The following is a 23,217-nucleotide window of genomic DNA, read 5'->3' as shown; positions in this document are numbered from 1 at the left end:
CCATGCTCGACTTTCTGCGCCGCGTGGTCAGCCTGTGCCGGAAGGAATTACTGGCCATCCTGAAAGATCCAGCCAACCGGATAATTCTGGTGGTTCCCTCGCTGATGGAGAGCTTTCTGTTCGGTTACGCCGCCACCTACGACCTGAACAACGTGCCATACGCGTTACTTGATCAAAGCAGGGGCGCTGCCTCCGTTGAACTGGTCGCGCGTCTGGATGGAACAGGCGTGTTCCGCCGGGTGGCGACCCTGGAAACACCAAACGAGATCGCGCGCGTCATCAATTCCGGAGAAGCGCTGATGGCGATCCAAATCGGCCCGCTCTTCGAGCGGCAGCTCAAGGCAGGCGAACCCGCCCCGGTGCAACTGATCCTCGACGGGCGCAACTCCAACACCGCGGGCTCCGCCGCATTTTATGTCGGCACGGTGATTGAGTCGTATAACGCGTCATTGCGCGAACAGAATCGGCCTCCGGTTACGGTCGAGGCGCGCGCCTGGTACAACCCCAACCTTGAAACGCGCTGGAACCTGCTGCCGGGCCTTATCGCCTCGCTCAGCATGATACAGACCCTGATGCTCGCTGCACTGTCCGTCGCCCGCGAGCGCGAAAACGGCACTTTTGACCAGTTGCTGGTAACGCCATTTTCACCTACAGAGATAATGATCGGCAAGGCCATCCCCATCATGCTCATTGGCTTGATGCAATCGACAATCGTCCTTATGGTGGCGCTGTTCTGGTTCGAGATACCGCTGGCGGGCTCGCTCGTGACCCTGTATACCGGGCTGGTCCTGTTTATAATTGCCAGCGTCGGCCTGGGGCTGTCCATCTCGGCGGTTTCCGCAAACATGCAGCAGGCCATGCTCTATACCTTCATGCTTATCATGCCTTTGATACTGCTGTCCGGACTGGCCACCCCCGTCCGCAACATGCCGCAATTTCTGCAGATTGCAACCCTGGTTAACCCGCTGCGATTCGCCATCGACCTGATGCAACGCGTCTATCTGGAAGGAGCCGGACTGCTCATGGTTGTCTATGACCTGATCCCGCTGCTGATCATTTCAGCCATTACGCTGCCTCTGGCCGCCTGGCTGTTTCGAAACCGTCTTCTTTAAGCAGCAAAGAAACAGGATGGGCCCCATGGAGGAACCGCCAGCGCTGTCAGGAGATCGCTATAAGCCTCCCTTGGGATGGTACGCCCCGATTGTTCACTATGAAAAGCATGTAAAAACCGGGCGGGGCAATATTCCCATTTGCCGGGGAGCAGGTTGGTGTTTCGATATATCCTTGCCTTTTCGGTGCTGTAAACTATAAAGGTATGGGAGCAGAAGCACGCGTGTGGTATCCCTTACCGGGAATCGGGCATGGAAAAAATTCTTGAAATAACCAGTGTCAAGCTTTCAGTACTGGAAAGCTTTCCCCCAAAATTAAAGATCGATGCGTTCGGCACCGTGCCGACCGGCGGCTGGTCAAACCCCAAATTGATACCGCATATCCATATCCAGGCGCCTCCGGACGGTATTTACGGATTCGATTTCATCGCCGACCCCCCCGCCGGCGCGGCTACCCAGGTAATCTCCGTAATCGAGGTTTCAGACATATGGGAGAATTCTCCTGAGGGCGTCGAAGGGGTGCGTATACATGCTGCGAAAAATTCACAAACAGCACTGGTGGCTGGTGCCGGACAACCTCATCGCCAACCCAACCGGTTCACCCTCACCGACAGCAGCAAGGGCACGCGCATCGTTTTTTTCCCCAGGGCGCTTACGCCGTTGGGTACGAGCGAATCTTCGACGGAAGCGCAGCTTGAATACCACGGTCTGGAAGGGCAATTTATCTTCCGAGGGGACGATATTACGCAGGAACAGACGGTGCTCGGGTCGGTCGTTTCAGTGGTGTTGAAACCCAACGCAGACGCCGGAGGGCTCGATTTCGCGCTGATTCTCCCGCCGGTCAATCTTGGGGGCGAGGCGCGGCAGGATTTCGACACGCTCGGAATCAGGATTCGTAGCCGCGGACGGCTGATCAATCCGGCAGGCGCTGAACTGTCTTACGATGTCGTCCACTTGAAAGGCGTGGCGGAAGACATACCCGTGCTTTGAGCAACCCGGCCACATGAAAATGGCTTAAGAGTCAATTTCGCTGTCTTGACGGGATCGTGGAGGAATCGTTATGGAAGAAAAGAAAGTGCCGGGCAAAGGTGGAGGCGGGAGGGGAAAGGAGAGCAAGCAAGGCGAAGCGGTGCCCCTCGGAGAACGGACCAACCCCATTACCAATCCAGATATATCGGTTCTGGCGCGGTATTCTCCCACCGACGGTGCCCAATCCCACCCCGAGTGGGTCAAAACGAAGTTTCCCTCCTATGTTGAGCCCCACGGCAAGCATGAAGCGACCAGCGTGCGCGAGCTCGCCCATAAGGGCCACACAGTCAGGATCATTACAACCTATCGCATAGAGGTGGATGGAAAACCGGCTGACCTCCACCTTTCGGTTGACGAAGACGGACAGGTATTCACGCATGCTACGCCATTCGTGACATACGCTTCCGCAGTCGATTTGATGAAAGCGGTCATGGACGCCTATCCGGAGGACGCATTCTCCAATTCTTCCACCACCCCGAGCGATTCCGATCATAACCATCATGGAGATCACTCATGATCCGCCGCAATTTTCTAACCGACGCCGATGCCGCCCAGCGCTACATCGACGGGGTAAGGCGGCTTAAAGACCCTGCTCAGTCGCCATGGCCGGGCCAGGATGGATTGTCGGTTTACGACTCTTTTGTCTTCTGGCACCACCAGACGATGATGTTGATGACCCCCCCGAACCAAAGCGACCGCAATGCCGCGCACTCCGGTCCGTCATTCCTTCCATGGCACCGCTACTTTCTTGTCACTTTTGAAGGCTTGCTCAGGCGGGCGGTAAACGACGACGAGTTCAGAATTCCGTACTGGGACTGGAGCGCCGATGCGGAATTGGATGAACCAGTCACATCTTCCGTGTGGAATAACGCGAACCTCGGCCAATTCGCCGGTAGCGACTGGCGCGTGCGGCTGGAAATGAATCTGAGGACCGGGGATCTCCGGCGCGCCGACCGCTCGCTGCAACGTTCTCTCGGCAGCACGGGAAGGCTACCACGCCGCGAGGACGTTCGTGCCGTTGTCCGCGAGCAGCCCGCTTACGACTCTCGGCCATTTAATTCATCCTCCGACGGCATGCGTAACCTGGTTGAAGGCTGGATCGGAAGCGCTCGCATTCACAACAATGTGCACGTATGGATTGGCGGCGACATGTCGTTATCATCGTCGCCCAACGACCCGATATTCTTCCTGCATCACTGTAACGTGGACCGCATCTGGGCAGCGTGGCAGGAAAGGCACCCGGATTCCCCCTACCTGCCGGATATGACCTCCCCGGAGACGCTGCAGTTTCACCGTGTCGACGATGCGCTTTACAGTATCTTCAACGATACGGTCACGCCACGGCAAATGGTCGATTACAAGCGTTACTACGAATACGACACGCTTGCCGACCTGGCGGACGTGGAAACGTAACTCAGATCAGCACGAAGTCGTCCGCCGACAGCCCGATTATTTTTGCATCGGCAGCGAACTCTACGGTTGCAAACCAGCTGCTGTCCCCCGCGATCGCGAAGGTAGGGTTGTACCACAGGTCGGCGATGGTCGCGCTGGACGGGGCGGCGCCGCGAAAACTCAGATAAATTCCGCTCGGGTCCTCCCCGTCATCGCCGGTACTCCCTTCGAAGTACCAATCGGGCTTGAGCGTGCTGCCGACAACGCCTTCCTTCGCCCAGCTCAGCCCTTCGGAGAATGCCTCGCCATCCTGCGCTGCCAAACCGATGCGGTCGTCATCGATCTTCAGGTCCTTGATGATTGTGCGAAGGGACGTCTCATTCCGCTCTGCACTCGTGAAGTCGAACCGGTCCTTGCCTGCATCTCCGTACAGGGTGTTCAAACCCGCCCCCGCATCGAGCACATCGTTGCCCGGCCCCCCTACCAGGGTGTCCCTGCCTGCGCCTCCGCTTAGCACGTCATTTCCACTGCCGCCGTATAATTTGTCGCTTCCTCCGTAGCCATAAAGCGAGTTGTCGAGAACATCGCCGGTAATCGTGTTGTTGAGATCGTTGCCGTCCCCTCGCTTGGCGGCGCCGGAAAGCGAAAGATTCTCCACATTGCGGGGCAGCCATTTATAACTGGTGCTGACAGAGCTATAAATACCGTCAATTCCTTGCCCGGAGTATTCGATAACCTTGTCGGTCAGTTTGTCCACCCGGTAATTATCGTTACCTGCGCCGCCGTACATAGCATCCGCACCCGCGCCGCCGTCGAGCGTGTCGTGACCGCTGCCGCCATACAGATTATCGTTGCCATTGGCCCCGCTAAGGCGGTCATTGCCGCCATAACCATGTAGCGTATTGGCGGACGCATTGCCGGTAATCACATTATCGAGATCGTTGCCGCCCCCGAAAAACGCGGTGCCGGTGAGCGTCAGATTTTCGACATTGCGGGGCAGCCATTTATTAGCAGTATTGACTGAGCTGTATACACTGTCAGTGCCTTGACGGGCATTTTCGATGACCTTGTCCAACATCGTGCCGACATAGTAACTGTCGTGGCCTGCCCCGCCATACATCGTGTCCGCACCTGCCCCACCGTTTATCTTGTCGTTTCCGCCCAGGCCATAGATGGTGTCGGCGGAACCCGTAACGAGCTTGCTTGGAACTCCACTGACGCCCAGAGAGCTGGAGCCAGGAGTGATCACATCGAAATTTTTTGTTCCATAGATTTTTGTCATGATGGATTCCGGCTTGAAGTTTAGGAGAAAAAGGGCCGATAGCACGTGCTTGCCCCCGAAAGTTAAAGTAAAGATTTCCAATGCCGTGTGTCTGTTGGGAACCGAACGTTGCTGGCTTAAACTCCCCTTGGGTGGTTTATGCATCCGCGCTCAAGATCTGGCTCTCCCCGGGCGAGCACGACCTGTCGCTGGCAAAAGCGTCGGCTCTGCCTATGGCCGCAGTCAATTGCCGCCTGCATAAATGCAGTGCATGACTGGGCCTCCCGATCACTATCAAAAATTCGTTCTGGTTATCGTCCCGTTTTAGCCTATGATTGACATGTAGAGACCGGGCACCAAGGAGGAAAGCGTGCTGGCTGGCAATCAGACGAAGTTAATCATCGGTAACTTGCCTCGCGGCTTCCGTTGCCATGGCCGTCCCTATTCCCGTCACCATGACGTTACCGTGCACCGGCGACCAACGCAGGCGGCAGGGGAGGCTTCTGGTGATGAACGCGCGAGCGGTTGCCATGCCGGAAGCTGACGTTATCTCGAGCGCCGCGGCGGGTACCCTCCCGGGGCTGTTTGCTTTGCGGGTCCAGCGCTCGCCGGATGATCCGGCTTATCGCCAGTTCGATCCGGCCAGTGGCAACTGGCAGAGCTATACCTGGCGGGAAACGGGTGGGCTGGTGACAGCCTGGAAAACAGCCATGGCCGGGGAGAATCTCGATCCCGGCGAGCGCGTGGCGGTGCTGCTGCGAAACTCGCTCGAATGGGTATGCTTCGATCAGGCCGCCCTGGCGCTTGGCCTTGTCGTCGTGCCGCTCTATCTCTCTGATACCGCGGACAACATCGCCTATATCCTGGAGGACGCCGGTGCAAGGTTGCTCCTGGTGGGAACGCATGGGCGTTGGAAAACGCTGGCTCCCCACTGTGCCAATCTGACCGGATTGGAAAAAGTATTGTGCGTGCAGCGGCCCGAGGAGGATGCTCCAGCGGATTCCAGCGGGAAAATTCCTGTGGAAGCGGTCGACAGCTGGCTGCGACGCCCCGGTGGGCATGGGAGAGGCGAACCCGACGCTCAACCTCATCATTATGAATTGGATAAATCTCGAAACGCCGACCCGAACCAGCTCGCGACGCTTGTTTATACCTCCGGCACAACCGGCAAGCCCAAAGGCGTCATGCTCTCTCACCACAATATATTGTGGAACACCGAGGCGATTCTGACGGCTGTATCCGGTTACCGGGACGATGTTTATCTCTCCCTGCTGCCGCTTTCGCATATGTTTGAGCGTACCGCGGGATATTATCTTCCCATGATGGCGGGGAGCAGCGTGGCGTATGCGCGCTCTCTCAAGGACTTGAAGGAAGACCTGGCCACCATCCGCCCGCGCATACTCATCGGCGTGCCTCAGATGTTTGACGGCGTTCAAGCCAAGGCGCGCCAGCAGGTCCAGGAGAAAGGCAGGCTCGCCGGATTGCTGTTCGACTGGACGTTAACGATCGGCTGGCAGCAGTTTATCGCCACCCAGCACCGGCCACAGAAGACGTCGCTGCCACTATGGCACCGCCTCGCCTGGCCGCTGTTGCGCCGACTGGTCGCGGACAAGATGTTGGAAAGCCTCGGGGGACGGCTACGGATAGCCGTAAGCGGAGGAGGACCCCTGGGCGGCGAGGTTTCCCGATACTTCCTCGCACTTGGACTTCCGCTGGTGCAGGGCTATGGGATGACCGAGGCAGCCCCCGTACTGACCGTCAACCGCCTTGATGATAATATTCCAGAGTCCGCGGGCCCGCCATTGCCTGGCGTTGAAGTCCGGCTCGGCGATGAAGATGAATTATTGGCGCGCAGCCCGGGGGTCATGCTCGGGTATTGGCACAGGCCGGAAGACACGCGCGTCCGGATCGATCCGGAGGGGTGGCTGCACACCGGCGATCAAGCGCGCATTGCTGAAGGTCACGTCTTCATTTGCGGACGCCTCAAGGAGATCCTGGTCACATCGAGCGGGGAGAAAGTCCCTCCTGCAGACCTGGAGGCGGCGATCCTTCAGGATGCGCTGATCTCCCAAGCGATGGTAGTGGGCGAAGGGCGTCCCCATCTGGGGGCGATTCTGGTACTGAACCCTGGCGAATGGGAAAAAGTTGCGGTCAGTCTCGGTCTGCACGCGGCGGACCCCGCCGCGCTCGCAAGTTCAGTTGTGAAGAATTACGTGATTAACAGGATTAAGGCGGCCGTTCGCGGGTTTCCCAAATACGCGCGCGTTCGCGCGGTTTACCTGACCCTGGAACCCTGGTCGGTGGAAAATGGACTGCTGACACCGACATTGAAGCTGAAGCGTCCGGAAGTTAAAAAGCGCTTCGCGGATGAGATCACCAGGCTATATGGCGAGCAGGCGGCTCAGTAAACGCCCGGGTGAGTTCATGTAATTCATCATCCTGTCTCCGGTTATTGTTGCCCTCCGTGAGAGGCGCCATTACAGCAACAAGAGCAGCATGCAGGACAGGGCTTGCTGTCAGGAAATGCTTATCCCGAAAGCGGAGCCCCGACAATGGTCAGGCTCTATACGTTTTCACACCCGACCATCATCCTTGTGCAGCCCGCTATCCATTGCTAAATGCCGGCCACTCGGCAAGACCGTAAAAGTTTGGGGCTCTATTGGCCCTATTTTTTTTCTCTTACCCGGTCCGCCTCATTTTCCAACTGGTCAGCCCGGCGTTCCGAGGTATCGCGTGCGGCTTCCGCGGCGCGGTCAGTCGACTTGCTCTCTATCCCGGGGTCTGCCTTTTCAATACGGTCGGCCTTGGCTTCGCCCTGATCACGCGCTATATCGGCTTTTTTTTCCAGTATGTCAGCTTTCTTTTCCAGCACTGCTTCGCGCTTGTTTTCCTGTTTCGAATCGCAGGCCGCAAGGGTGCACGACAGCATCGCGGCAACCAGAACAGGTTTCAAATAGTTCATGATGGTGATCTCCTGTTTTTATGAATGGAAGGACAGTGTACGCCAGGACTGAAGCTAGTTCTGTTCGGCGGCACACACGCAGACCAGATAGAAGCAGGGCACGTGGTATAGGCGCTGTATTGATCAGCTACTCGCTGGATCGTTTCGCGTTTTGTACCTTTGTACCGGTGGTAAGCCTTTCCATTAAAACCGCCGGTCATGGACAGGTAATGGGCCAGGCCCAGCGGTGGAAGCGGTAAGCAGGAACCAGCCAAGGGATAAAAAGGATATGCGGAATTGACAGGCGAGGCCTGTGCGCCCTGAATAGGGCGCCAGCAACCAGAAAGGAAAATCAGGTATTTTCCCGGGAAACAAGAATGCCGTTCTCCAAAGCTTCCCGGAAGAGCAGGGTAGGGAGCGCCTCGTTCCACCTTTGAGCGGTGACTGCGACTGGATGGCTTGCTCGCGCCGCGAATTAACTCGTCACACTGCAATCAATCAAATATCTTCCTGAAATTATAAAAGACGATGGCTGCAATGGTGAGCAGCAGCATCGGCCAGAACGTAGCAATACCCCCGTACCAAGGCGTCCCGACGGTAATCGGTATCTCCAGGCGGAACTCCACCTGATTTTCATTCTTCCCGGAAAGGTAGAGCCTGTATTCGCCGGTTGAGTCGATCTGCATCACATGAGTGAGAATGCCAGTTTCATAAGATCTGGGAGGAATGGATAAAATCGTTCTTTTCGATGCGTTCTCCTCCATCCTGACCAGGCTCAAAGCCAGCGGCCGGTTGCGCGCAGACTCGGGGTAGAGCAGGTCGATGGTGACTCCAAGCGTGCCCGGCTTGGGTACTTTGCCGCACAACACCGGCACAGATACCGCGCTTATTGCGTTCTCGGGGATGGCATAGTCTGCCGGAATGAAATAAGCCGAGTAACCGACCAGCAGAGCGTCGGATTCGATCGTGCAGGTACCCCCGCGAAAGCCTTTTGGATAGGTTGTGGAGGAGTCTCCCTGGGAGCTCACCTGAAACTGCGTTCCAACGAAAAGCATGACCGCCAGCGTAGCGATCCCGATAAACAGGAGACGAGCTCGCATCGATAATTTTTTCTCCGTTTCGATCATGGTTTCTTCTGCACCGATGTGGCTAAAAGCCGATTGCCCCCCAATATCGTCTCAGGATCGATCATTCCGGCTTATCAATCAGCCTGTCGGACATGAGCTTCTTGCTGGCGTTATAGCAACAACGGCATCTCTTCAACGCCTGGCTTATGTGTAATTTTGCCCCATTCTGCCAGAGTCAATCCGTTATTTAAGTCGCCACGCATTGTAAGGATGATTTTGTTCCGGCGAAACGAAGCATCATTGCGGAATCGAAAATAATGAGTTGCGCAAATGCGCGGAAAAGCGGCGGCCGAAGCGGTAAATCGTCTGCGCAAGATGCTGCGATAACGACGTGAGTGCAGGGTGCGAGCCTCCTGCCAGCATGGCAGAAAAGGTTTTGGGTTGGGAAGGCAAATTGCGCGCTTTTAGGGGACGGTTTGAAGACTGTGGGGCGGGACGTACATTACTTCCACTATGTTTGATATCGAACGGAACCCCTCCTTCCCCAGTGGTATTTCTGCAAGTTCTCTGGTTCCCCCCACCTATGGTCCCCACGCAACTCATCAGGCTCAGCGCGTTAATGGAACGCACCAGCGGCGGCACCGAGATCAGTATCGGGCTCATCGATGGTCCGGTCTTTACCCAGCATTCCGAATTGGCCGCGGCGCATATGCGCAAGATCGCCGCACCCAACCAGGCGAGCTGCACCCGGAACCAGAGCATGGCCTGCCTGCATGGGACATTCATCGCCGGGATTTTGTCCGCGAAGCGGACATCCCCGGCACCCGCCATTTGTCCTGACTGCACGCTCCTCGTTCGCCCCATCTTCAGCGAGGCCAGTGCCGGACAGGAACACATGCCGGCTGCGACGCCAGGGGAGCTGGCCACAGCAATCCTGGACTGCATCCATGCCGGCGCGCGCGTAATCAATTTGAGCGTGGCCCTGGCACAGCCGTCCACCAGGGGCGAATGGATGCTGGATCAGGCGCTCGATCAAGCGCTTCACCGGGGCGTGCTGATTGTCGCGGCAGCGGGGAACCAGGGCACGTTGGGGACCTCCCCGATAACGCGTCATCCATGGGTGATTCCGGTAGTGGCCTGTGATTCGCGCGGGCGTCCGCTCAACGAATCGAACCTGGGAGGGTCAATTGGCAGGCGTGGGCTGAGCGCACCCGGCGATGGGATCACGAGCCTGGGGTCGGATGGCAACTTCATCAGCCTCTCAGGCACGAGCGTAGCGGTGCCATTTATTACCGGGGCCATTGCGCTGCTGTGGTCGCAATTTCCCTCCCTGAACGCGGCGCAGATCAAACTTGCCCTGACGCACTGCTCCAGTACCCGGCGGGCTTCCGTCGTTCCGCCTCTGCTGGATGCCGAGGCGGCTTACCAGATCCTGCTTGGCTCGCGCGCATGGCAACGTAGCGCGTAATGAAGCGGGGGCACGGACGAAAGTCCTAACAACACTCTGACTATTGGGAGGAGAAAAAATGACCGAACAGATCGAGACACCAGAACAACCGATGGGGGAAGCGAATACGGCGAATACAATGAGACAAGACATGACGGGGCAGGATACGCGCGCATCCGCCCCTTTCAAGGAGGCACGGTCAAACATGCCGGTCGCGCCGCAGACGGGCGCCGGCGGATGTAGCTGCGGCGGCGCAGCGGGAATGACACAAAATGGCAGCGGCGTGATCTCGTATGTTTACGCCATCGGCCGGGTCGAGGCCCGGTTCCCGAATCTTGCTGCCGAAAAGGAATTCGCACAGGCAACGGGCCGTGCCGACACTGCGGGAAAAACCGATCAGCAAGCCTTTCATGAGGTGCTGTCGCAACGCCAGAACCGCTACCTGGTACGCCAGCTGTGCTGGGTCTTTACCATACAGGGACTGGAAACCTATCTCCTGCAGCCGCGCGACCCGGCCGATATCGATATGCTGATCGACGCGATCCGCCCGGCGCCCACCCCAAACGATATCGACGTGGTTATCGGCCTGCGCGGGCCCATCGCGCCGCCCGAAATATGCAACGGACTCATGGTTCCCATTGTCGCTTTCGACCAGATCTACTCGTTCGCGCACGATGCCCTGATCAAGGCCATTCCCAGGCCGGAAAACGTCGGCGACGAACAATTTGGACCCGCCGCCGAAGAACTGTTCAACCGCATCATGCAGATGACGGATAACGCGGGCGCGACCGACGAGCATCGCGTCCTCAACTATCTCGCGATGCGTTATCAGGTTATTTATGCGAAGACAGCGGAAAAATACGGTGCAGATTGTTCGCTCACCGGGGTGGAAGTCGTGCCGTCATCGCTGAGCAGCACCCGCAGGATCTACAAGGCCATCTTCTCCTACACCAATCGTAACACCGACTTTACCGAGAAGTTTTTCGTGCGCGTTGACGCCACCGAGGAATTTCCATTCCTGGTGACCAAAATGTCGCCTTACTACGATCGGTAACCGCCACCACGACTGTTTGAAGCACCAACCGCAAGGAGGTAACAAAATGAATACGATGACCATACCGGGATTTACGGCCGAAGCCTCGCTCGGGCATATCAACGCGCCTTATCGCCAGATGGCAGACGGGGTCAGCACGCCCGATGGAGGGCTGGTTATCCCCCAACGCATCAAGCTGCGGGACTGGACCTGTGAATGCGACGCCGCAACGGATATCTGCGTCTGCACGTCAGGAGGCGCGATGCGCGTAATACATGCGGTACTGGGCGATCTTTAAGGATAAGGGGGTTGCCCTTTATGATGTGATCAGGAGGAAATGAAAATGAACATGCCACTGTTTAATGCGGAAGCCTCGCTTGGCCCATCCGTGAATACCTACCGGGGAAGGGCGCCTGCCAGTAAATCAGGTTCGATGCAGGTGACCCCGAGCCAGATCTGGAGGGGGTTCGATATTTTTCCATTGATGCGATGCTGCGGTTATGTGCCGTCGCTGGGAAGATTCGTGTGTACCTCCCAACGAACTCATCCGTTGCAAAACTGCGAATGCAAGCGTACCCCGGATGGCTATCCCTGGATTCTGTGCCATGAGCCGGTGCTCACCTTGGGCTAGATGCGGCTAGATGCGAACACTCACATGCGAACACTCAAGGGGGCCTGAAGCAATTGCGGTTCTAGCGAATGACATGCCGGCCCCGCTTCCCTCGCTGGATACTTGCGCCAATTCGGCGACTCATGTCTCAGGATGCGCCTGTCGGCAAAGGAGGCGAATACCTTTCACTTTTAATTTGCCGACAGGCGATGCACAACCAGCCAGGTATTCAGGCTGTTGAGCATCCTCGGGGATGCACCTGTCCGTTCACTAAAATAGAGGAGGCGTTATGCCAAAATGCGATGCATGCGGGAATGACTATGACAAATCGTTTCAGGTGATCGCCGCAAGCAAAACCTATACTTTCGATAGCTTCGAGTGCGCTATCAGTACCTTGGCGCCGGCTTGTGCGCACTGCAAGGTAAGAATCGTGGGGCACGGGCTTGAAAAGAATGGCGTTATGTTCTGCTGTAATCATTGCGCCGGACAGGAGGGGGTAACGGAACTGCGTGACCGCTCCTAGGAGGCGTCCGTTTTTCGCAAGCTCCACTCTTTTCTCCTGAGTGACGAAATGCGGTCGATGCTCCGAACGGTTCCCCTCCGGCCTCATGGGACCTCATGGGACGCGAGGGGCGGTTAAAATAGGTGCGCCTGGCACGCTATGGCTGCTCGCCCAAGCACATTTATTGACCTGCTGCCTGCTGGAACCGGTTCCCTGAAGAAGCTCTGCCTATGACTCGTCTGTGCGACCAATCAAAAATCATAAATAAGACGGGAAATGAGCAGCCATTCGGTTTTTTTCTCCTCGTTCCATTGCGTTGTCAGCTGCGACGGTCCACCGCCAATCTGGATTATCCCGTTTTTGCTGATGCTGTATTGGAATTGTGGCGTCAGCTGGTAGCGGTACTTCCGCGCACCAATTTCACTATTTAATTCCACCCCAAACGAAAAACGCTTGCTGAAACTATAAAACAGGCTGTTATTCAGCAAGCCTATGAAATCACCGGATTTACCGATTGCGGTGTGCCTGACGCCCAGCATATTCATCATGCTCCACTTCTCTGAAAACTTGTAGTCATTCAGGTAGAGCACTTCCGCTGCATAGGCCTTTTCATCGTTTATGCGCCGCCCTCCGGCCTGCCAGCCGTGAAGCATGCGGCCCTTCATCAACTCGCCGAAATAACCTTGCACTGTAACCTTGTATTGGTTTACGGTCGTATTTTCCATCGGTAGCTCAAACTCAACTGAATGACCCTTGGCAAATGCATATTCGATCTCAGGCGACCACGCCATCTCGCCTGTGCGGGGTGAATAGGCCATCAAAGTATTGATTTCCGTTTTACCTTTAGTGGCGCCAAGCGGATCAACAAGATCGTACACCATCGGTTCAGGCCGGTCTTCCTGCGACCTTGCATGATGTGGCAGGCCTAGCCCGGCGAGAATCGCGGGCAGAATAATCGCAAAACGAATGAAGGAATGCATCCGATTCATGCTCGCATCGCCTATAAGCCATGTGAGAAAGGGGTATGCCGAAGCAGACTGGGCTTATCGGGTGTAGGCTGATTTCAGTGTGGCAGATACCCTGCTTTCATCGCTTTGAATTGAAGTTCTTTGCCCCGGCAAATGCCAGTGCTGCGTATCTCGTCCGGCGAGCGCCGGGGCCGGAGCGGCAAAAACAATGATGTTGCAAAACCAGCAATTTCAGCTGTTTGGCGAGCAGTATTCATGTTTTCTGTAGCTGAATCTGTACGGTGGCATACGAAAACAGGCGAAGCTGTTGAGTCAAACGGCAATCTGGAGCGGATGTTTCAGGGAAACTCCCGAAGATGTTATCCAATGCGTTCAGCGTTTGGCGAAAAATGACTCCACGTCGCCGAGCACACGCGTACGCTTCATGGGCGGCAGGCTTTGCCAGATCTTCCTGCCGTAGGGTTTGGTAATGAGGCGCGGATCGCAGATCATCAGCACGCCACGATCACTCTCGTCGCGGATCAATCTTCCCGCTCCCTGCTTCAGGTTGATAACCGCGCGCGGCAATTGATACTCCATGAAGGCGTTGCGGCCCTCCTTGTTGATTTTATCAATACGGGCCGCCAGCACCGGGTCATCGGGCGGGGCGAAGGGAAGCTTGTCGATCACCACCAGGGACAAGGCTTCGCCGCGCACGTCCACCCCCTCCCAGAAGGACTGGCTACCGATTAGTACCGCGTTGGCCGTGTTGCGAAAACGCTCCAGCATGTGGGAACGCGAGCCCTGGCCTTGCAGCAATACCGGATAGTCGAGCTGTTCCGCCTTGAATGCTTCCAGCAGCAGCTCGTGTGCGCGCGTCATCGACCGCAGGCTGGTGCACAGCAAGAATGCGCGTCCACGGCTGGCCTTCAATACCGGCAACGCCGCCTTCACCACCTCTTCCGTATATTTCGGGCTGTTGGGATCCGGGAGGCCGGCTGGGACATAGAGCAAAGCCTGATTGGCGAAATCAAACGGGCTTTCCCAGCAGGCCGACCGCGCCGCCACCAACTCAGCGTTCAAGCCCATCTCGCTGGTATAGTGTGAAAAATCGCCTTTCACTGACAGTGTCGCCGAGGTGAATACCCATGCGCGCGGGGACCCGCTTAACTGCTTGTTGAAAATTTCAGCGATGGAAAGCGGCGTCGCGTTGAGTTGCAGGGCCTGACTGAACACCTCCACCCAGCGAACGAACCCCTCGGCCTCGGCCTCATTACGCCATCGCTTTATGCTGGCGCCGATTTCGCGCGTCCGCTGCCAACAGTTATCCAGGCCTTCCGAGCGTTGTGCCTGGCTTTCCAGCATCTCTGTCATCGCATCAAGTTTTTGCAGCAGCTCATCGAGAGCAATGCCGAATTTCGGATTTTTCATTGTCGCCGCCAGCGGCATGCGGGTATTCTCGCCCTCCACCGTCAGACGGAAGTCACGCGCGGCTTTCTCCATCGCCGCGATGGCCGGGGGCAGGGGGGCAAAATCCTTCGCCCCCCGCAATGCTTCAGCCTCCGTGTCGCGCGCCAGTTCCAGCAATTGGCTGGTGCTGACCGTTTCGCCGAAAAACAGGCTGGCGGTTTCCGGCAGCTGGTGGGCTTCATCGAAAATGACCGTGTTGCATGCGGGGAGCAGTTCGGCGAGACCCTCGTCGCGCAGCATGACGTCGGCGAAAAAGAGGTGATGGTTGACGACCACCACATCCGCCGCCAGCGCCTGCTTGCGGGCCTCCATGACAAAACACTCCTTGTGATGAGGGCATTCGGAACCGAGACAATTGTCGCGGGTGGAAGTCACCTGCTGCCAGATACCGGCATTTTCCGGCACCTCGCTCAGGCCGCTCTTGTCGCCGCTTTTGCTGACCTTTGCGTAGCGCTCGATGAGCTTGAGATATTTCACCTCTTCGCGGCTGGCAAGACTGGGCCGCCCCTCCTGCACGGTGCGCTCCAGGTGATAATGGCAAACGTAATTCGCCCGCCCTTTCAGCAACGCCACGGTGACCGGCGCCTTGAGCGCAGCGCGCACGGTCGGAATATCGCGATTGAAAAGTTGATCCTGCAAGGTCTTGGTGCCGGTGGAGATGATTACTTTGCCACCGCCGAGCAAAGCCGGAACCAGATAGGCAAAGGTTTTACCCGTGCCGGTACCCGCTTCGGCCACCAGGACGGAGTTTGCCGCGATGGTTTCAGCAATTGCCCGCGCCATCTCCAGCTGCTGCGCGCGCGGACTGTACCCGGACACTGTCCGCGCCAGCGGGCCCTCGGGTGAAAAGAACGAATCGATATCGGGCATGGGCAAGGTCGGAAAAACTGCCGCCATGATAACGCAGTGCTCCGCAGAACGCACCGCATACCCACTTGGATATCCCCCCCGGCAATTGGACTATTGGCTGTGTTTCAGTTCCATTGCCTGCCTCATGCCACGTCTACCCATCTATGTGTGCGATCGTACTGACCATGCAAGGTCCCCCTGATACTTTAATTAGCGTTCGAATGACGGGTGGTAGTAGAGCTTGTGGGGCGAAATTTGGCGAAAATTGGAGCGGCGCATGTTTTTCAAAAGACTGAAAGCGTCAGGATTGGGACAGAACTCTTACATACTCGGCTGCGGAGAAGGAATAGCCGTGGTGATCGACCCGCGCCGGGATGTCGAGGAATACCTTGAACTCGCGCAAAACAACGGCTTGAGCATCGCTTATATTTTCGAAACGCACCGTCAGGAAGATTTCGAATTCGGCTCGCGCGCGCTGGCGGACGCTACTGGCGCCCACATTGTCACCGGCAAGCACGAACTGTTCGGCCAATCGGATATCAAGCTCGAAAACGGACAGGAACTCAAGGCCGGCACCACGCGCTTCGTTGCACTGGAAACGCCCGGGCATACTCCTGAAAGCATGGCATATGCCGCTTATACGAAGGACATCGGAGCGACATGCTGGGGCATTTTTACCGGGGACACGCTGTTTGTCAGCGACACCGGGCGTACGGATCTCTCAGACCCGGCGAAGACACGGGAAAACGCTGGAATCCTTTATGATTCCATCCATGAAAGGATCGCGCTGTTAGGCGATCAAACCCTGATTTTTCCAGCGCACGGAGCCGGCTCCGCCTGCGGCGGCAGCATTTCCGATCGTGACGACTCCACGCTCGGCATCGAAAAAGAAACAAATTTGGTCTTTAAAACCAGCCGCGAGGCGTTCATGGACCACAAGGTCGCGGAGAAGCTGCCTCGTCCGCCTTATTTTTCCCAGATGGAAAAGGTGAATTTGCAAGGAGGAAGACCGCGCCCGCGAAGCGGTGTGCGCATGCTGCAGCCCCGTGAATTCCACGAAAGGATGAAGGAGGGTATCGTGATCGATTGCCGCCCGCCGGATGCCTTTGCCGGCGCGTATATACCGTTATCATACAACGTCTGGCTGCAGGGCCTTCCTGCGTTTGCCGGATGGATAGCGGATGAGAACACCCCGATATTCCTGGTAGTCGAGGAGCCCCGGCATATTCATGAAGCGGTAACGTCCCTCGCGCGTATCGGCCTGGATCGCGTGGAAGGGGTGCTGGCTGGCGGAATAGAAGCATGGCGGAACCAGGGGCTTGCATTCGACAGGTTGGGCACCACCAACGCGCAGGAGTGCGCCGAACGGATGCAGAAGGACCGTATCAGCGTGCTGGATGTCCGGGATGACCATGAACGGGAACAAAAACGCATACCCGGATCGCTCCATATTTATGTCGGTGACCTCGAAGAAAAAATTCCTCCGCTACCGAAAGAAGATGAACTGGTGGTGCATTGCAGCGTTGGCCATCGCGCCGGCCTCGCTGCAAGCATTCTCAGGCGCAGCGGATTCATGAACGTTTCCAACCTGCTGGGCGGCCTCAAGGCCTGGGAGGCTCTCCATCTCCCGCTTGAAAAGCCCGCCAAACCAACTGACCCGAATAACGGCAGCAAAAGCTAGCCGGTCCACTTCAAGATAGGGGGCAATCATGGACTACAGTGGAAGCGATGTCGGCGCATGGTCTCCCTATCTGGTCGGCGCATTGATCGGGGTGCTGTCGATGGCGACATTTTATTTCTCCAACCAGCCGATTGGCGCGTCGACGGCCTATGCCCGGGTTGCCGGGCTTATCGGAAAACTGTTTTCAAAACGCCATACCGAGTCGCTGAAGTTCTACCAGGAAACAAAACCCAAGATCCAGTGGGACGTGATGCTCCTGTTCGGGATACTTTTGGGTGCTTATATCGCGGCGTATACGGGGGACGAGTTTACCGGCCGGTGGATACCTCAGCTATGGGAAGAACATTTCGGTTCCAGTCATGCGCTCAGGCTTGGAGTAGCCTTCCTCGGCGGAGCGGTCATGGCGTTTGGGGCGCGTCTCGCGGGCGGCTGCACCAGCGGACATGGCATCAGCGGCACAATGCAGCTATCGGTGGGGTCATGGATCGCGCTGATGTGCTTTTTCATTGGCGGAGCGGTTACCGCGAACCTCATGTTCGGCATCTAGGATCGAATAGGAGCAAATATGAACTCAGTCGCACCGGGTGGCCTGGAAGACGAAACCGAGGAAAGCCTCAGTGGAAATGTGTCCCGCTCCCTGACGGAAGACCGCCAGGAGAAATTCAATCCCGAGGCAGCGCATCAGATCATGCTGGGCCTTTTCTTCGGCACGATATTCGGGTTTTTGCTTCAAAAAGGCGGGGTGGCCAAGTACGAGGTGCTGATGGGCGCCCTGTTCCTGACGGATTTCACGGTAATGAAGATCATGCTAACGGCAATAGCTACCGGCATGATCGGGATCTTCTCGCTGCATGCATTGGAACTTGTAGAGCTGCACGTGAAACCGACGCGTTACGCGGCTAACATAATCGGTGGTTTGATCTTTGGAGTTGGCTTCGGATTGCTGGGATACTGCCCGGGTACAGGGGCCGCAGCGCTTGGGCAGGGGAATTTTGATGCCATCGCGGGCGTTTTTGGCTTATTGGCAGGCAGTTATCTCTACGCAGAAATGTCGGGTTTTCTGGATTCAACTATTTTGAAGTGGGGCAACCGCGGCAAAATCATGCTGCCCGAACTGGTAGGCGCGCGACGGATCATTTTCATACTTTGGTTTGTACCGCTTCTGGCGGCGATCCTGTATTTACTGGAAACGTTTTTTCCGACGGCACGATAAGGCTCAGGCCCTGACATGCCGTGCTCCTCCTTGTTCCTTTCCTGTCCACCCGGATTTTTGGCCGCCATGTTGTCCACGGCCTGGGGGGTTTTGTCCATGAATGCCTTGCATAATGGATCGCTGTAAGCGTCCCGTTTTTGGGCGATATTCCTCCCGAGTCCAGCCAATGCGGCAATGCTGATCAGCAGAAAGATGGCAAGTATGGCAACCGGTAACCAGATGTTTCGCAAAATTACCTCCCTGGCATCATGACCTTCAGGCGGGTTTCGCCCAAGGCAGGCTAAAGCAGGCTAAGGCAGGCTGATTGGCCCGTTGCTTGGCCATGCGGCACTGCCTGAACAATAAAATAACGCGCCCCCGATACTTTGGGCGTCGATCTACTGAAACGCTTAGTTACTTTTTACTTGCTTTCAGAGCGCGGGGGGAGGGCTGAGGTCAGAGCTGCCGTCAGGGCGAGCGTCTACCGACCCTAAGCTCTCTACCGTCCTCGATCCGGACGAGGTGCAGCGTTCCCACTCTCCCGCGCAAGCCTGGCCGCAATCTGCCGGTGCGAAGCCGCCTTGCCAAGACTCGTCTTTGCCGCCTGCTCGTACCTGTGCATCAAGGCCCACGTATGCGACTGCTGGTCCTGCGCTTGCCGCCCGTAGAGATAGCTTTTCTCCTGGTAATGCTGGAGAAGTTTCCTCTGTTCCTCGGCCTTGATCCGCATCTCCGCCGCCAGATTTTCAAAATACGTGCTCAATGCAGCATGATCCCCCGTCGTGCGGGCATTCTCGACTATCTTTAGAACAGCGGGGCTGTTCACCGCTTCATAGGGGCTCATCGGTGCGCATGCACACAGTATCCCCAGGGTGGCGGCCATAACGAACACTTTTCCTGTTTTCACGCTGACTTGCCTAAACACTGCCGCGCAGACACTGATTGATGAGGCCAAACATCACGAAGTGCTTTATCTAAGGCACAAATTATCACAATTCGATCACACTTTGTCAACTTTTGTATGTGTAAAGTATCGGAAATACAGCTGTGCTAATTAATATTGAAATATAAGATATACGATGTATACTTGCATACGTTGTATATCTTTATATAAATCATTCTTCGGAGTATCTTGAAGAATTCAAGTGTGGCCGCCTCCGGCCGACGAGAACGCAAGCGGCAGCAGATTGCTGACCATCTTGCCGATACAGCTTGGGCCCTGTTTAAAATGCATGGGTTTGACGCAGTGACCATGGAACGCGTTGCCGACGTAGCCGACGTTGCGAAAGCGACTTTGTACAAGCACTTTCCAGTCAAGGAGGCACTGCTCAGACATCGCATCCATCGTGAATTGGTTAACGAACTCCCGATGCTGCTGGCCGACCTGGCTAAATTACCGACCGTCGTCCAACGCTTGCATGAATTCTTCCGGCACTCGGCTGAGTGGTCGGTAGCGCATCGCGACTACCTGGCTCCCTATTTACGTTTCTGCCTCGGGGAGGTAGGAATGCGAGAGACGCCGGAGCGCGAAAGCGGGCTGGATTCGGTCTTCACTAACTTTATTTCAGCCGGGCAGCTGAGCGGTGAATTCAGCTCGGCGCAAAACGCCGCATTGCTTGCCTATTATCTGCAATACCTTCATCTCGCGGCGCTGCTGCGCTGGCTCCACACGCCGGGACTGGACCTGAACACTGAATTCGATCGCATGCTGGAACTATTCCTGCATGGGCTGGACATCAAATAGTGGCTCATCACGGAGGCCTCATGTCTATAAAGCCGTTCCTGAAATTATTCAAAAATGATCAACTTTCTACGTTGACCTGCACCAGCGCATTGTTCAAAAACTTCTACAAGCTCTCTTATCTAGCCGCGGCTAAAAATAGCGGCTTGTTCGATCTTTTGTCCCACGGGCCCGTGAGTGGGCAAGAACTGGCTGGGACGTATTGCAGGGATCCAAAGGGCCGCGAGGCGCTGGAAGCCTGGTTGCAATTGGGCGTTCGTCTCGGTTTCCTGGAATTGAGCCAACGAGGATACAATCTGAGGGGCCTGGCAAAGAAACTGGCGTTGCCGCAGAATGACGCGGCCTTGGCCCTGGTGCAGGAGGTGGCCGATCTTCATTACAAATTGATCTCCCGTACCCCCGAGAAACTGAGAAATGGGGAATTCTGGGGTTTGAAAGATCAGGATGGAGAAGTGATTGCGCGGTCATCACGGGTGTTGGAAGCATTCCAGACAGGTGCCATCGATCGTACCTTTCCCGTTTCCGGGCGCGTTAGCCTGCTGGAGATCGGCTGCGGCTCTGGCTTCTACATCAAGTATGCGGCATCAAGGAACCCATTACTTTCAGCATTGGGACTGGAATTACAGCCGCACGTCGCCGAAGTCGCCCGCCGGAATATTCGTGAGTGGGCCTTGCAGGACCGGGCCAGGATTGAAATCGGAGACATCAGGGGAAAGACTGCTGGCGAGCTTTTCGATATCGTAACGCTTTACAACAATATTTATTATTTTCCGGTTGAAGATAGAGTTACTCTCCTGCGGCAGGTGGGGAAATTCATCAAAACCGGAGGTTTTCTGCTAATGACGACCTGCTGCCAGGGAGGGAACCTGGGGATCGAGGTGCTAAATCTATGGGGCGCGGCAACTGCAACCGGCGGGCGATTACCCGCCGTGGACGAACTAGTCCATCAGTTGCAGGATGCGGGCTATCGGAATGTTCAGACGACGAGACTTATCCCCGGCGACACATTTTATGCTTTCAAGGCGTATTTCGCGGCCGCCACATGAAGTGCCGAAAACCTGGAGCGATCCGGAAATATGCCGCGTCCGCCTATCGCCTATCGCCTATCGCCTATATGGCTGCCTTTGCTCCTCAGCCTTAGCTCGCATATCCGCCCTGAGGCGCAAAAATAGGTATGGTTAAAGTAGTACAGAGCAAAGCGGGGCGCGTGGTTGTCTGGTTTCGACGAACAATCCGCGCGGGTGCGACATATTGTCGCGCGGCAATATGTCGCATTCCAAAGCTGATCCGCGGTCTCTATACTAAAGCTGCTTGTTGTTTCTGATAAGCATGTAGTACGTGGTGTATTTTCATTCTTTTCTCCTTAGGTTCATCACCTCCTTGAGGTTCGTAATATCCGCCCGGATCTTACGAACCTCGTCTTTTCCAGTTAAACTTACCTGCTTGTTGACTAATTACTCCGGGAATGTGGCAAATGCGCAGCTGGAAGTAATGAACCGCCGGATCAGCGATGTTTCCCGGGAATAGCAAAATGCCTTTATACGGAGAGCCCGATGCTCCAGAGTGAAGAACCTTGAACCAGCAACAACCTGTTGCATTCCCCCGAACCTGTTTACAGTGACAATGTCACACCGGTAGCAGACCGTAATACAGGTGCCCGCCCGCCAGCCAGCCAGCAACCAAGCCAGCCCGCCAGCAAGCCAGCCGCCTCACAGGCTAAAACCGCCCGGCAGGGGTAGAGCCCAAGCGACGACAAAGCCTGGTCGGCGATTTTTGCGTGGCAACAACTGTGAAATTTTCAGGTCTTATCAGTCTTATCAATTTGGTTCCTGGCCAGGAGATACGAATGAAACGCGCATCAAAGGTTGCAGCCTGCTTGCTTTTATTGCCCCTGTTAAGTGCATGCGCAGGGAAATCATTTCTAGCAAAAACAGCTTCTGTCCCGGCTTCCGTAGCAGCTTCCGCCGACTACCCGACTGTCGAACGTCCCGTTGCGGGGTGTGCAGCCGGAGAGAATGCGTTCGAGTGCGATCGCCGGGCGATTCTCGCAATTCCGGGCAACTACCAGGTGAGATTCAATTTCGATGAAACCGTTGTGTTAAAGCCGGGTTACACCCGCAAGGATCCCAAACGCAGCGGCGCGTTCGAGCATGTATTGCTGGTCGAAGACACGGGTAAGCGTATCTCGCTGCAACATATCCTTGTCATGGGTGGCGGCACGATCACCAAGCATTGGCGCCAGGACTGGGTGTACGAATCACCGAAGCACTGGGTTTATGTAGGTAATCAGCGCGTCGAGCCACGGCAAAGGGAAGCGGCCGGAATCCCGGGCACATGGACGCAATTGGTATACGAGGTAAATGATGCGCCGCGCTACTCCGGCAGCGGAAAATGGAACCACAGATATGGGGTTTCAACCTGGACCTCCGAACGCGGTTGGCGGCCCTTGCCACGGCGCGAATACACCAAGCGCGACGACTACCAACTGATCAATGGGGAGAACCGGCATACCATCACGCCCCAGGGTTGGACGCACGAGCAGGACAATACCAAAGTAATACGCAAAGAGGATGGTAAGGACGTGGTACTCGTGCGGGAATTTGGTTTCAATGAGTACCGTCGCATTGACGGTTACGACTTTAAACCCGCCTCGGACTATTGGAAATCGACTAGCGGCTTCTGGGCGGATATCCGTGCCCGCTGGGAAAGAGCACTCGCTAAAGACGGATCCTTGACGCTATCCTTGCGCACCGGCGATGAAGACTTCAACAAGGCAATACTTGAAACCGCAGATGCCTATGGCAAGGACCCTCGGCTGGATAAATACAAAACCAAGGTTGACGAGCTTTTCCGCAAATACGTGAACGTTGGAACTCCTGCTTCTCAAACAAAGCATTCTGATAGTTCCTCTCACTGAAATCTGGTTGGAGGTGCCACGACGGAGTC

The 23,217-nt window shown here is 56.2% G+C and carries 23 protein-coding genes; 16 read left to right on the top strand and 7 right to left on the bottom strand.

The window, feature by feature from the left end; genetic code table 11:
• The first annotated feature begins 2 nt into the window (after positions 1-2).
• The gene (locus tag R5L00_RS14710) at positions 3-1,112 is read left to right on the top strand and encodes an ABC transporter permease (protein WP_317652535.1); all 1,110 of its coding nucleotides are present in this window, start codon (positions 3-5) and stop codon (positions 1,110-1,112) included.
• A 46-nt stretch (positions 1,113-1,158) separates the two neighbouring features.
• Here R5L00_RS14710 and R5L00_RS15970 read toward each other — a convergent pair whose 3' ends face one another.
• The gene (locus tag R5L00_RS15970) at positions 1,159-1,221 is read right to left on the bottom strand and encodes a hypothetical protein (protein ID WP_411555625.1); all 63 of its coding nucleotides are present in this window, start codon (positions 1,219-1,221) and stop codon (positions 1,159-1,161) included.
• Positions 1,222-1,361: 140 nt separating this feature from the next.
• Here R5L00_RS15970 and R5L00_RS14705 point away from each other — a divergent pair, with 140 nt between their 5' ends.
• The 3 genes from R5L00_RS14705 to R5L00_RS14695 all read left to right on the top strand — a co-directional run bounded on the left by R5L00_RS14705 (position 1,362) and on the right by R5L00_RS14695 (position 3,551).
• On the top strand, positions 1,362-2,099 hold the full coding sequence (locus R5L00_RS14705; RefSeq protein ID WP_317652534.1) for a hypothetical protein: 738 nt from the start codon (positions 1,362-1,364) through the stop codon (positions 2,097-2,099).
• Between the two features lie 70 nt (positions 2,100-2,169).
• Complete coding sequence (locus R5L00_RS14700; RefSeq protein ID WP_317652533.1) at positions 2,170-2,655, top strand: hypothetical protein; 486 nt, start codon at positions 2,170-2,172, stop codon at positions 2,653-2,655.
• Entirely contained in the window at positions 2,652-3,551 is a 900-nt protein-coding gene (locus R5L00_RS14695; protein WP_317652532.1) for a tyrosinase family protein, read from the top strand. The genes R5L00_RS14700 and R5L00_RS14695 overlap by 4 nt, the downstream gene beginning before the upstream one ends.
• 1 nt (position 3,552) lies before the next feature.
• On the opposite strand, the gene R5L00_RS14690 is transcribed toward R5L00_RS14695, so the two are convergent.
• The gene (locus tag R5L00_RS14690) at positions 3,553-4,812 is read right to left on the bottom strand and encodes a calcium-binding protein (protein ID WP_317652531.1); all 1,260 of its coding nucleotides are present in this window, start codon (positions 4,810-4,812) and stop codon (positions 3,553-3,555) included.
• A gap of 410 nt (positions 4,813-5,222) precedes the next feature.
• Here R5L00_RS14690 and R5L00_RS14685 point away from each other — a divergent pair, with 410 nt between their 5' ends.
• Positions 5,223-7,199, top strand: a complete 1,977-nt coding sequence (locus R5L00_RS14685) for an AMP-dependent synthetase/ligase (RefSeq protein WP_317652530.1) — start codon at positions 5,223-5,225, stop codon at positions 7,197-7,199.
• Between the two features lie 257 nt (positions 7,200-7,456).
• Here R5L00_RS14685 and R5L00_RS14680 read toward each other — a convergent pair whose 3' ends face one another.
• A complete protein-coding gene (locus R5L00_RS14680; protein WP_107693098.1) occupies positions 7,457-7,753 on the bottom strand; it encodes a hypothetical protein in 297 nt (98 codons plus the stop codon).
• 473 nt (positions 7,754-8,226) lie between these two features.
• The gene (locus tag R5L00_RS14675; protein ID WP_317652529.1) at positions 8,227-8,859 is read right to left on the bottom strand and encodes a hypothetical protein; all 633 of its coding nucleotides are present in this window, start codon (positions 8,857-8,859) and stop codon (positions 8,227-8,229) included.
• Positions 8,860-9,382: 523 nt separating this feature from the next.
• Here R5L00_RS14675 and R5L00_RS14670 point away from each other — a divergent pair.
• The 5 genes from R5L00_RS14670 (at position 9,383) to R5L00_RS14650 (ending at position 12,412) form a co-directional block, all read left to right on the top strand.
• The gene (locus R5L00_RS14670) at positions 9,383-10,267 is read left to right on the top strand and encodes a S8 family peptidase (RefSeq protein WP_317652527.1); all 885 of its coding nucleotides are present in this window, start codon (positions 9,383-9,385) and stop codon (positions 10,265-10,267) included.
• Between the two features lie 58 nt (positions 10,268-10,325).
• Positions 10,326-11,300: a hypothetical protein gene (locus R5L00_RS14665; protein WP_107693101.1), complete on the top strand. Its 975-nt coding sequence runs from the start codon at positions 10,326-10,328 to the stop codon at positions 11,298-11,300.
• 46 nt (positions 11,301-11,346) lie between these two features.
• Positions 11,347-11,577 carry a hypothetical protein gene (locus tag R5L00_RS14660; RefSeq protein WP_317652525.1) on the top strand — a complete coding sequence of 77 codons (231 nt, stop codon included), beginning with the start codon at positions 11,347-11,349 and terminating at the stop codon, positions 11,575-11,577.
• A 45-nt stretch (positions 11,578-11,622) separates the two neighbouring features.
• Positions 11,623-11,910 (top strand): hypothetical protein, encoded by a 288-nt coding sequence (locus tag R5L00_RS14655; protein WP_146164564.1) that lies wholly within the window; start codon positions 11,623-11,625, stop codon positions 11,908-11,910.
• A gap of 268 nt (positions 11,911-12,178) precedes the next feature.
• A complete protein-coding gene (locus R5L00_RS14650; RefSeq protein ID WP_107693104.1) occupies positions 12,179-12,412 on the top strand; it encodes a hypothetical protein in 234 nt (77 codons plus the stop codon).
• Between the two features lie 230 nt (positions 12,413-12,642).
• Here the strand turns inward: R5L00_RS14650 and R5L00_RS14645 are convergent, their stop codons facing one another.
• Positions 12,643-13,380 carry a hypothetical protein gene (locus tag R5L00_RS14645; RefSeq protein ID WP_317652524.1) on the bottom strand — a complete coding sequence of 246 codons (738 nt, stop codon included), beginning with the start codon at positions 13,378-13,380 and terminating at the stop codon, positions 12,643-12,645.
• 351 nt (positions 13,381-13,731) lie between these two features.
• A complete protein-coding gene (locus R5L00_RS14640; RefSeq protein ID WP_317654195.1) occupies positions 13,732-15,678 on the bottom strand; it encodes an ATP-dependent DNA helicase in 1,947 nt (648 codons plus the stop codon).
• Positions 15,679-15,934: 256 nt separating this feature from the next.
• On the opposite strand from R5L00_RS14640, the gene R5L00_RS14635 reads away from it, so the two are divergent.
• The 3 genes from R5L00_RS14635 to R5L00_RS14625 are packed head-to-tail and all read left to right on the top strand — an operon-like array spanning position 15,935 to position 18,551.
• On the top strand, positions 15,935-17,338 hold the full coding sequence (locus R5L00_RS14635) for an MBL fold metallo-hydrolase (RefSeq protein ID WP_317652523.1): 1,404 nt from the start codon (positions 15,935-15,937) through the stop codon (positions 17,336-17,338).
• 28 nt (positions 17,339-17,366) lie between these two features.
• Positions 17,367-17,885: a YeeE/YedE thiosulfate transporter family protein gene (locus R5L00_RS14630; protein WP_317652521.1), complete on the top strand. Its 519-nt coding sequence runs from the start codon at positions 17,367-17,369 to the stop codon at positions 17,883-17,885.
• A gap of 18 nt (positions 17,886-17,903) precedes the next feature.
• Positions 17,904-18,551, top strand: a complete 648-nt coding sequence (locus tag R5L00_RS14625; RefSeq protein WP_317652520.1) for a YeeE/YedE thiosulfate transporter family protein — start codon at positions 17,904-17,906, stop codon at positions 18,549-18,551.
• A gap of 478 nt (positions 18,552-19,029) precedes the next feature.
• Here the strand turns inward: R5L00_RS14625 and R5L00_RS14620 are convergent, their stop codons facing one another.
• Positions 19,030-19,437, bottom strand: a complete 408-nt coding sequence (locus R5L00_RS14620; protein WP_317652518.1) for a hypothetical protein — start codon at positions 19,435-19,437, stop codon at positions 19,030-19,032.
• A gap of 225 nt (positions 19,438-19,662) precedes the next feature.
• Between R5L00_RS14620 and R5L00_RS14615 the strand changes: the two genes are divergently transcribed.
• The 3 genes from R5L00_RS14615 to R5L00_RS14605 all read left to right on the top strand — a co-directional run bounded on the left by R5L00_RS14615 (position 19,663) and on the right by R5L00_RS14605 (position 23,188).
• On the top strand, positions 19,663-20,274 hold the full coding sequence (locus tag R5L00_RS14615) for a TetR/AcrR family transcriptional regulator (RefSeq protein ID WP_317652517.1): 612 nt from the start codon (positions 19,663-19,665) through the stop codon (positions 20,272-20,274).
• A 20-nt stretch (positions 20,275-20,294) separates the two neighbouring features.
• Positions 20,295-21,317, top strand: coding sequence for a class I SAM-dependent methyltransferase (locus tag R5L00_RS14610; protein WP_317652516.1), 1,023 nt, complete (start codon positions 20,295-20,297; stop codon positions 21,315-21,317).
• A gap of 800 nt (positions 21,318-22,117) precedes the next feature.
• A complete protein-coding gene (locus tag R5L00_RS14605; protein ID WP_317652515.1) occupies positions 22,118-23,188 on the top strand; it encodes a DUF6607 family protein in 1,071 nt (356 codons plus the stop codon).
• Positions 23,189-23,217 lie beyond the last annotated feature (29 nt).

The sequence above is a fragment of the Nitrosospira sp. Is2 genome (assembly GCF_033095785.1).
Taxonomy (GTDB): domain Bacteria; phylum Pseudomonadota; class Gammaproteobacteria; order Burkholderiales; family Nitrosomonadaceae; genus Nitrosospira.
Note: the sequence above shows the minus strand (reverse complement) of the source record. Positions and strands in the feature narration are given on the sequence as shown.

What these genes read in the sequence shown, in the direction of transcription:
- R5L00_RS14680 (WP_107693098.1), bottom strand. Translation starts at nt 7,753, where the DNA reads ATGAACTATTTGAAACCTGTTCTGGTTGCCGCGATGCTGTCGTGCACC.
- R5L00_RS14605 (WP_317652515.1), top strand. Translation starts at nt 22,118, where the DNA reads ATGAAACGCGCATCAAAGGTTGCAGCCTGCTTGCTTTTATTGCCCCTG.
- R5L00_RS14710 (WP_317652535.1), top strand. Translation starts at nt 3, where the DNA reads ATGCTCGACTTTCTGCGCCGCGTGGTCAGCCTGTGCCGGAAGGAATTA.
- R5L00_RS14640 (WP_317654195.1), bottom strand. Translation starts at nt 15,678, where the DNA reads ATGCCCGATATCGATTCGTTCTTTTCACCCGAGGGCCCGCTGGCGCGG.
- R5L00_RS14705 (WP_317652534.1), top strand. Translation starts at nt 1,362, where the DNA reads ATGGAAAAAATTCTTGAAATAACCAGTGTCAAGCTTTCAGTACTGGAA.
- R5L00_RS14685 (WP_317652530.1), top strand. Translation starts at nt 5,223, where the DNA reads ATGGCCGTCCCTATTCCCGTCACCATGACGTTACCGTGCACCGGCGAC.
- R5L00_RS14665 (WP_107693101.1), top strand. Translation starts at nt 10,326, where the DNA reads ATGACCGAACAGATCGAGACACCAGAACAACCGATGGGGGAAGCGAAT.
- R5L00_RS14645 (WP_317652524.1), bottom strand. Translation starts at nt 13,380, where the DNA reads ATGAATCGGATGCATTCCTTCATTCGTTTTGCGATTATTCTGCCCGCG.
- R5L00_RS14635 (WP_317652523.1), top strand. Translation starts at nt 15,935, where the DNA reads ATGTTTTTCAAAAGACTGAAAGCGTCAGGATTGGGACAGAACTCTTAC.
- R5L00_RS14660 (WP_317652525.1), top strand. Translation starts at nt 11,347, where the DNA reads ATGAATACGATGACCATACCGGGATTTACGGCCGAAGCCTCGCTCGGG.
- R5L00_RS14655 (WP_146164564.1), top strand. Translation starts at nt 11,623, where the DNA reads ATGAACATGCCACTGTTTAATGCGGAAGCCTCGCTTGGCCCATCCGTG.
- R5L00_RS14700 (WP_317652533.1), top strand. Translation starts at nt 2,170, where the DNA reads ATGGAAGAAAAGAAAGTGCCGGGCAAAGGTGGAGGCGGGAGGGGAAAG.
- R5L00_RS14690 (WP_317652531.1), bottom strand. Translation starts at nt 4,812, where the DNA reads ATGACAAAAATCTATGGAACAAAAAATTTCGATGTGATCACTCCTGGC.
- R5L00_RS14675 (WP_317652529.1), bottom strand. Translation starts at nt 8,859, where the DNA reads ATGATCGAAACGGAGAAAAAATTATCGATGCGAGCTCGTCTCCTGTTT.
- R5L00_RS14630 (WP_317652521.1), top strand. Translation starts at nt 17,367, where the DNA reads ATGGACTACAGTGGAAGCGATGTCGGCGCATGGTCTCCCTATCTGGTC.
- R5L00_RS14695 (WP_317652532.1), top strand. Translation starts at nt 2,652, where the DNA reads ATGATCCGCCGCAATTTTCTAACCGACGCCGATGCCGCCCAGCGCTAC.
- R5L00_RS14625 (WP_317652520.1), top strand. Translation starts at nt 17,904, where the DNA reads ATGAACTCAGTCGCACCGGGTGGCCTGGAAGACGAAACCGAGGAAAGC.
- R5L00_RS14650 (WP_107693104.1), top strand. Translation starts at nt 12,179, where the DNA reads ATGCCAAAATGCGATGCATGCGGGAATGACTATGACAAATCGTTTCAG.
- R5L00_RS14610 (WP_317652516.1), top strand. Translation starts at nt 20,295, where the DNA reads ATGTCTATAAAGCCGTTCCTGAAATTATTCAAAAATGATCAACTTTCT.
- R5L00_RS14670 (WP_317652527.1), top strand. Translation starts at nt 9,383, where the DNA reads ATGGTCCCCACGCAACTCATCAGGCTCAGCGCGTTAATGGAACGCACC.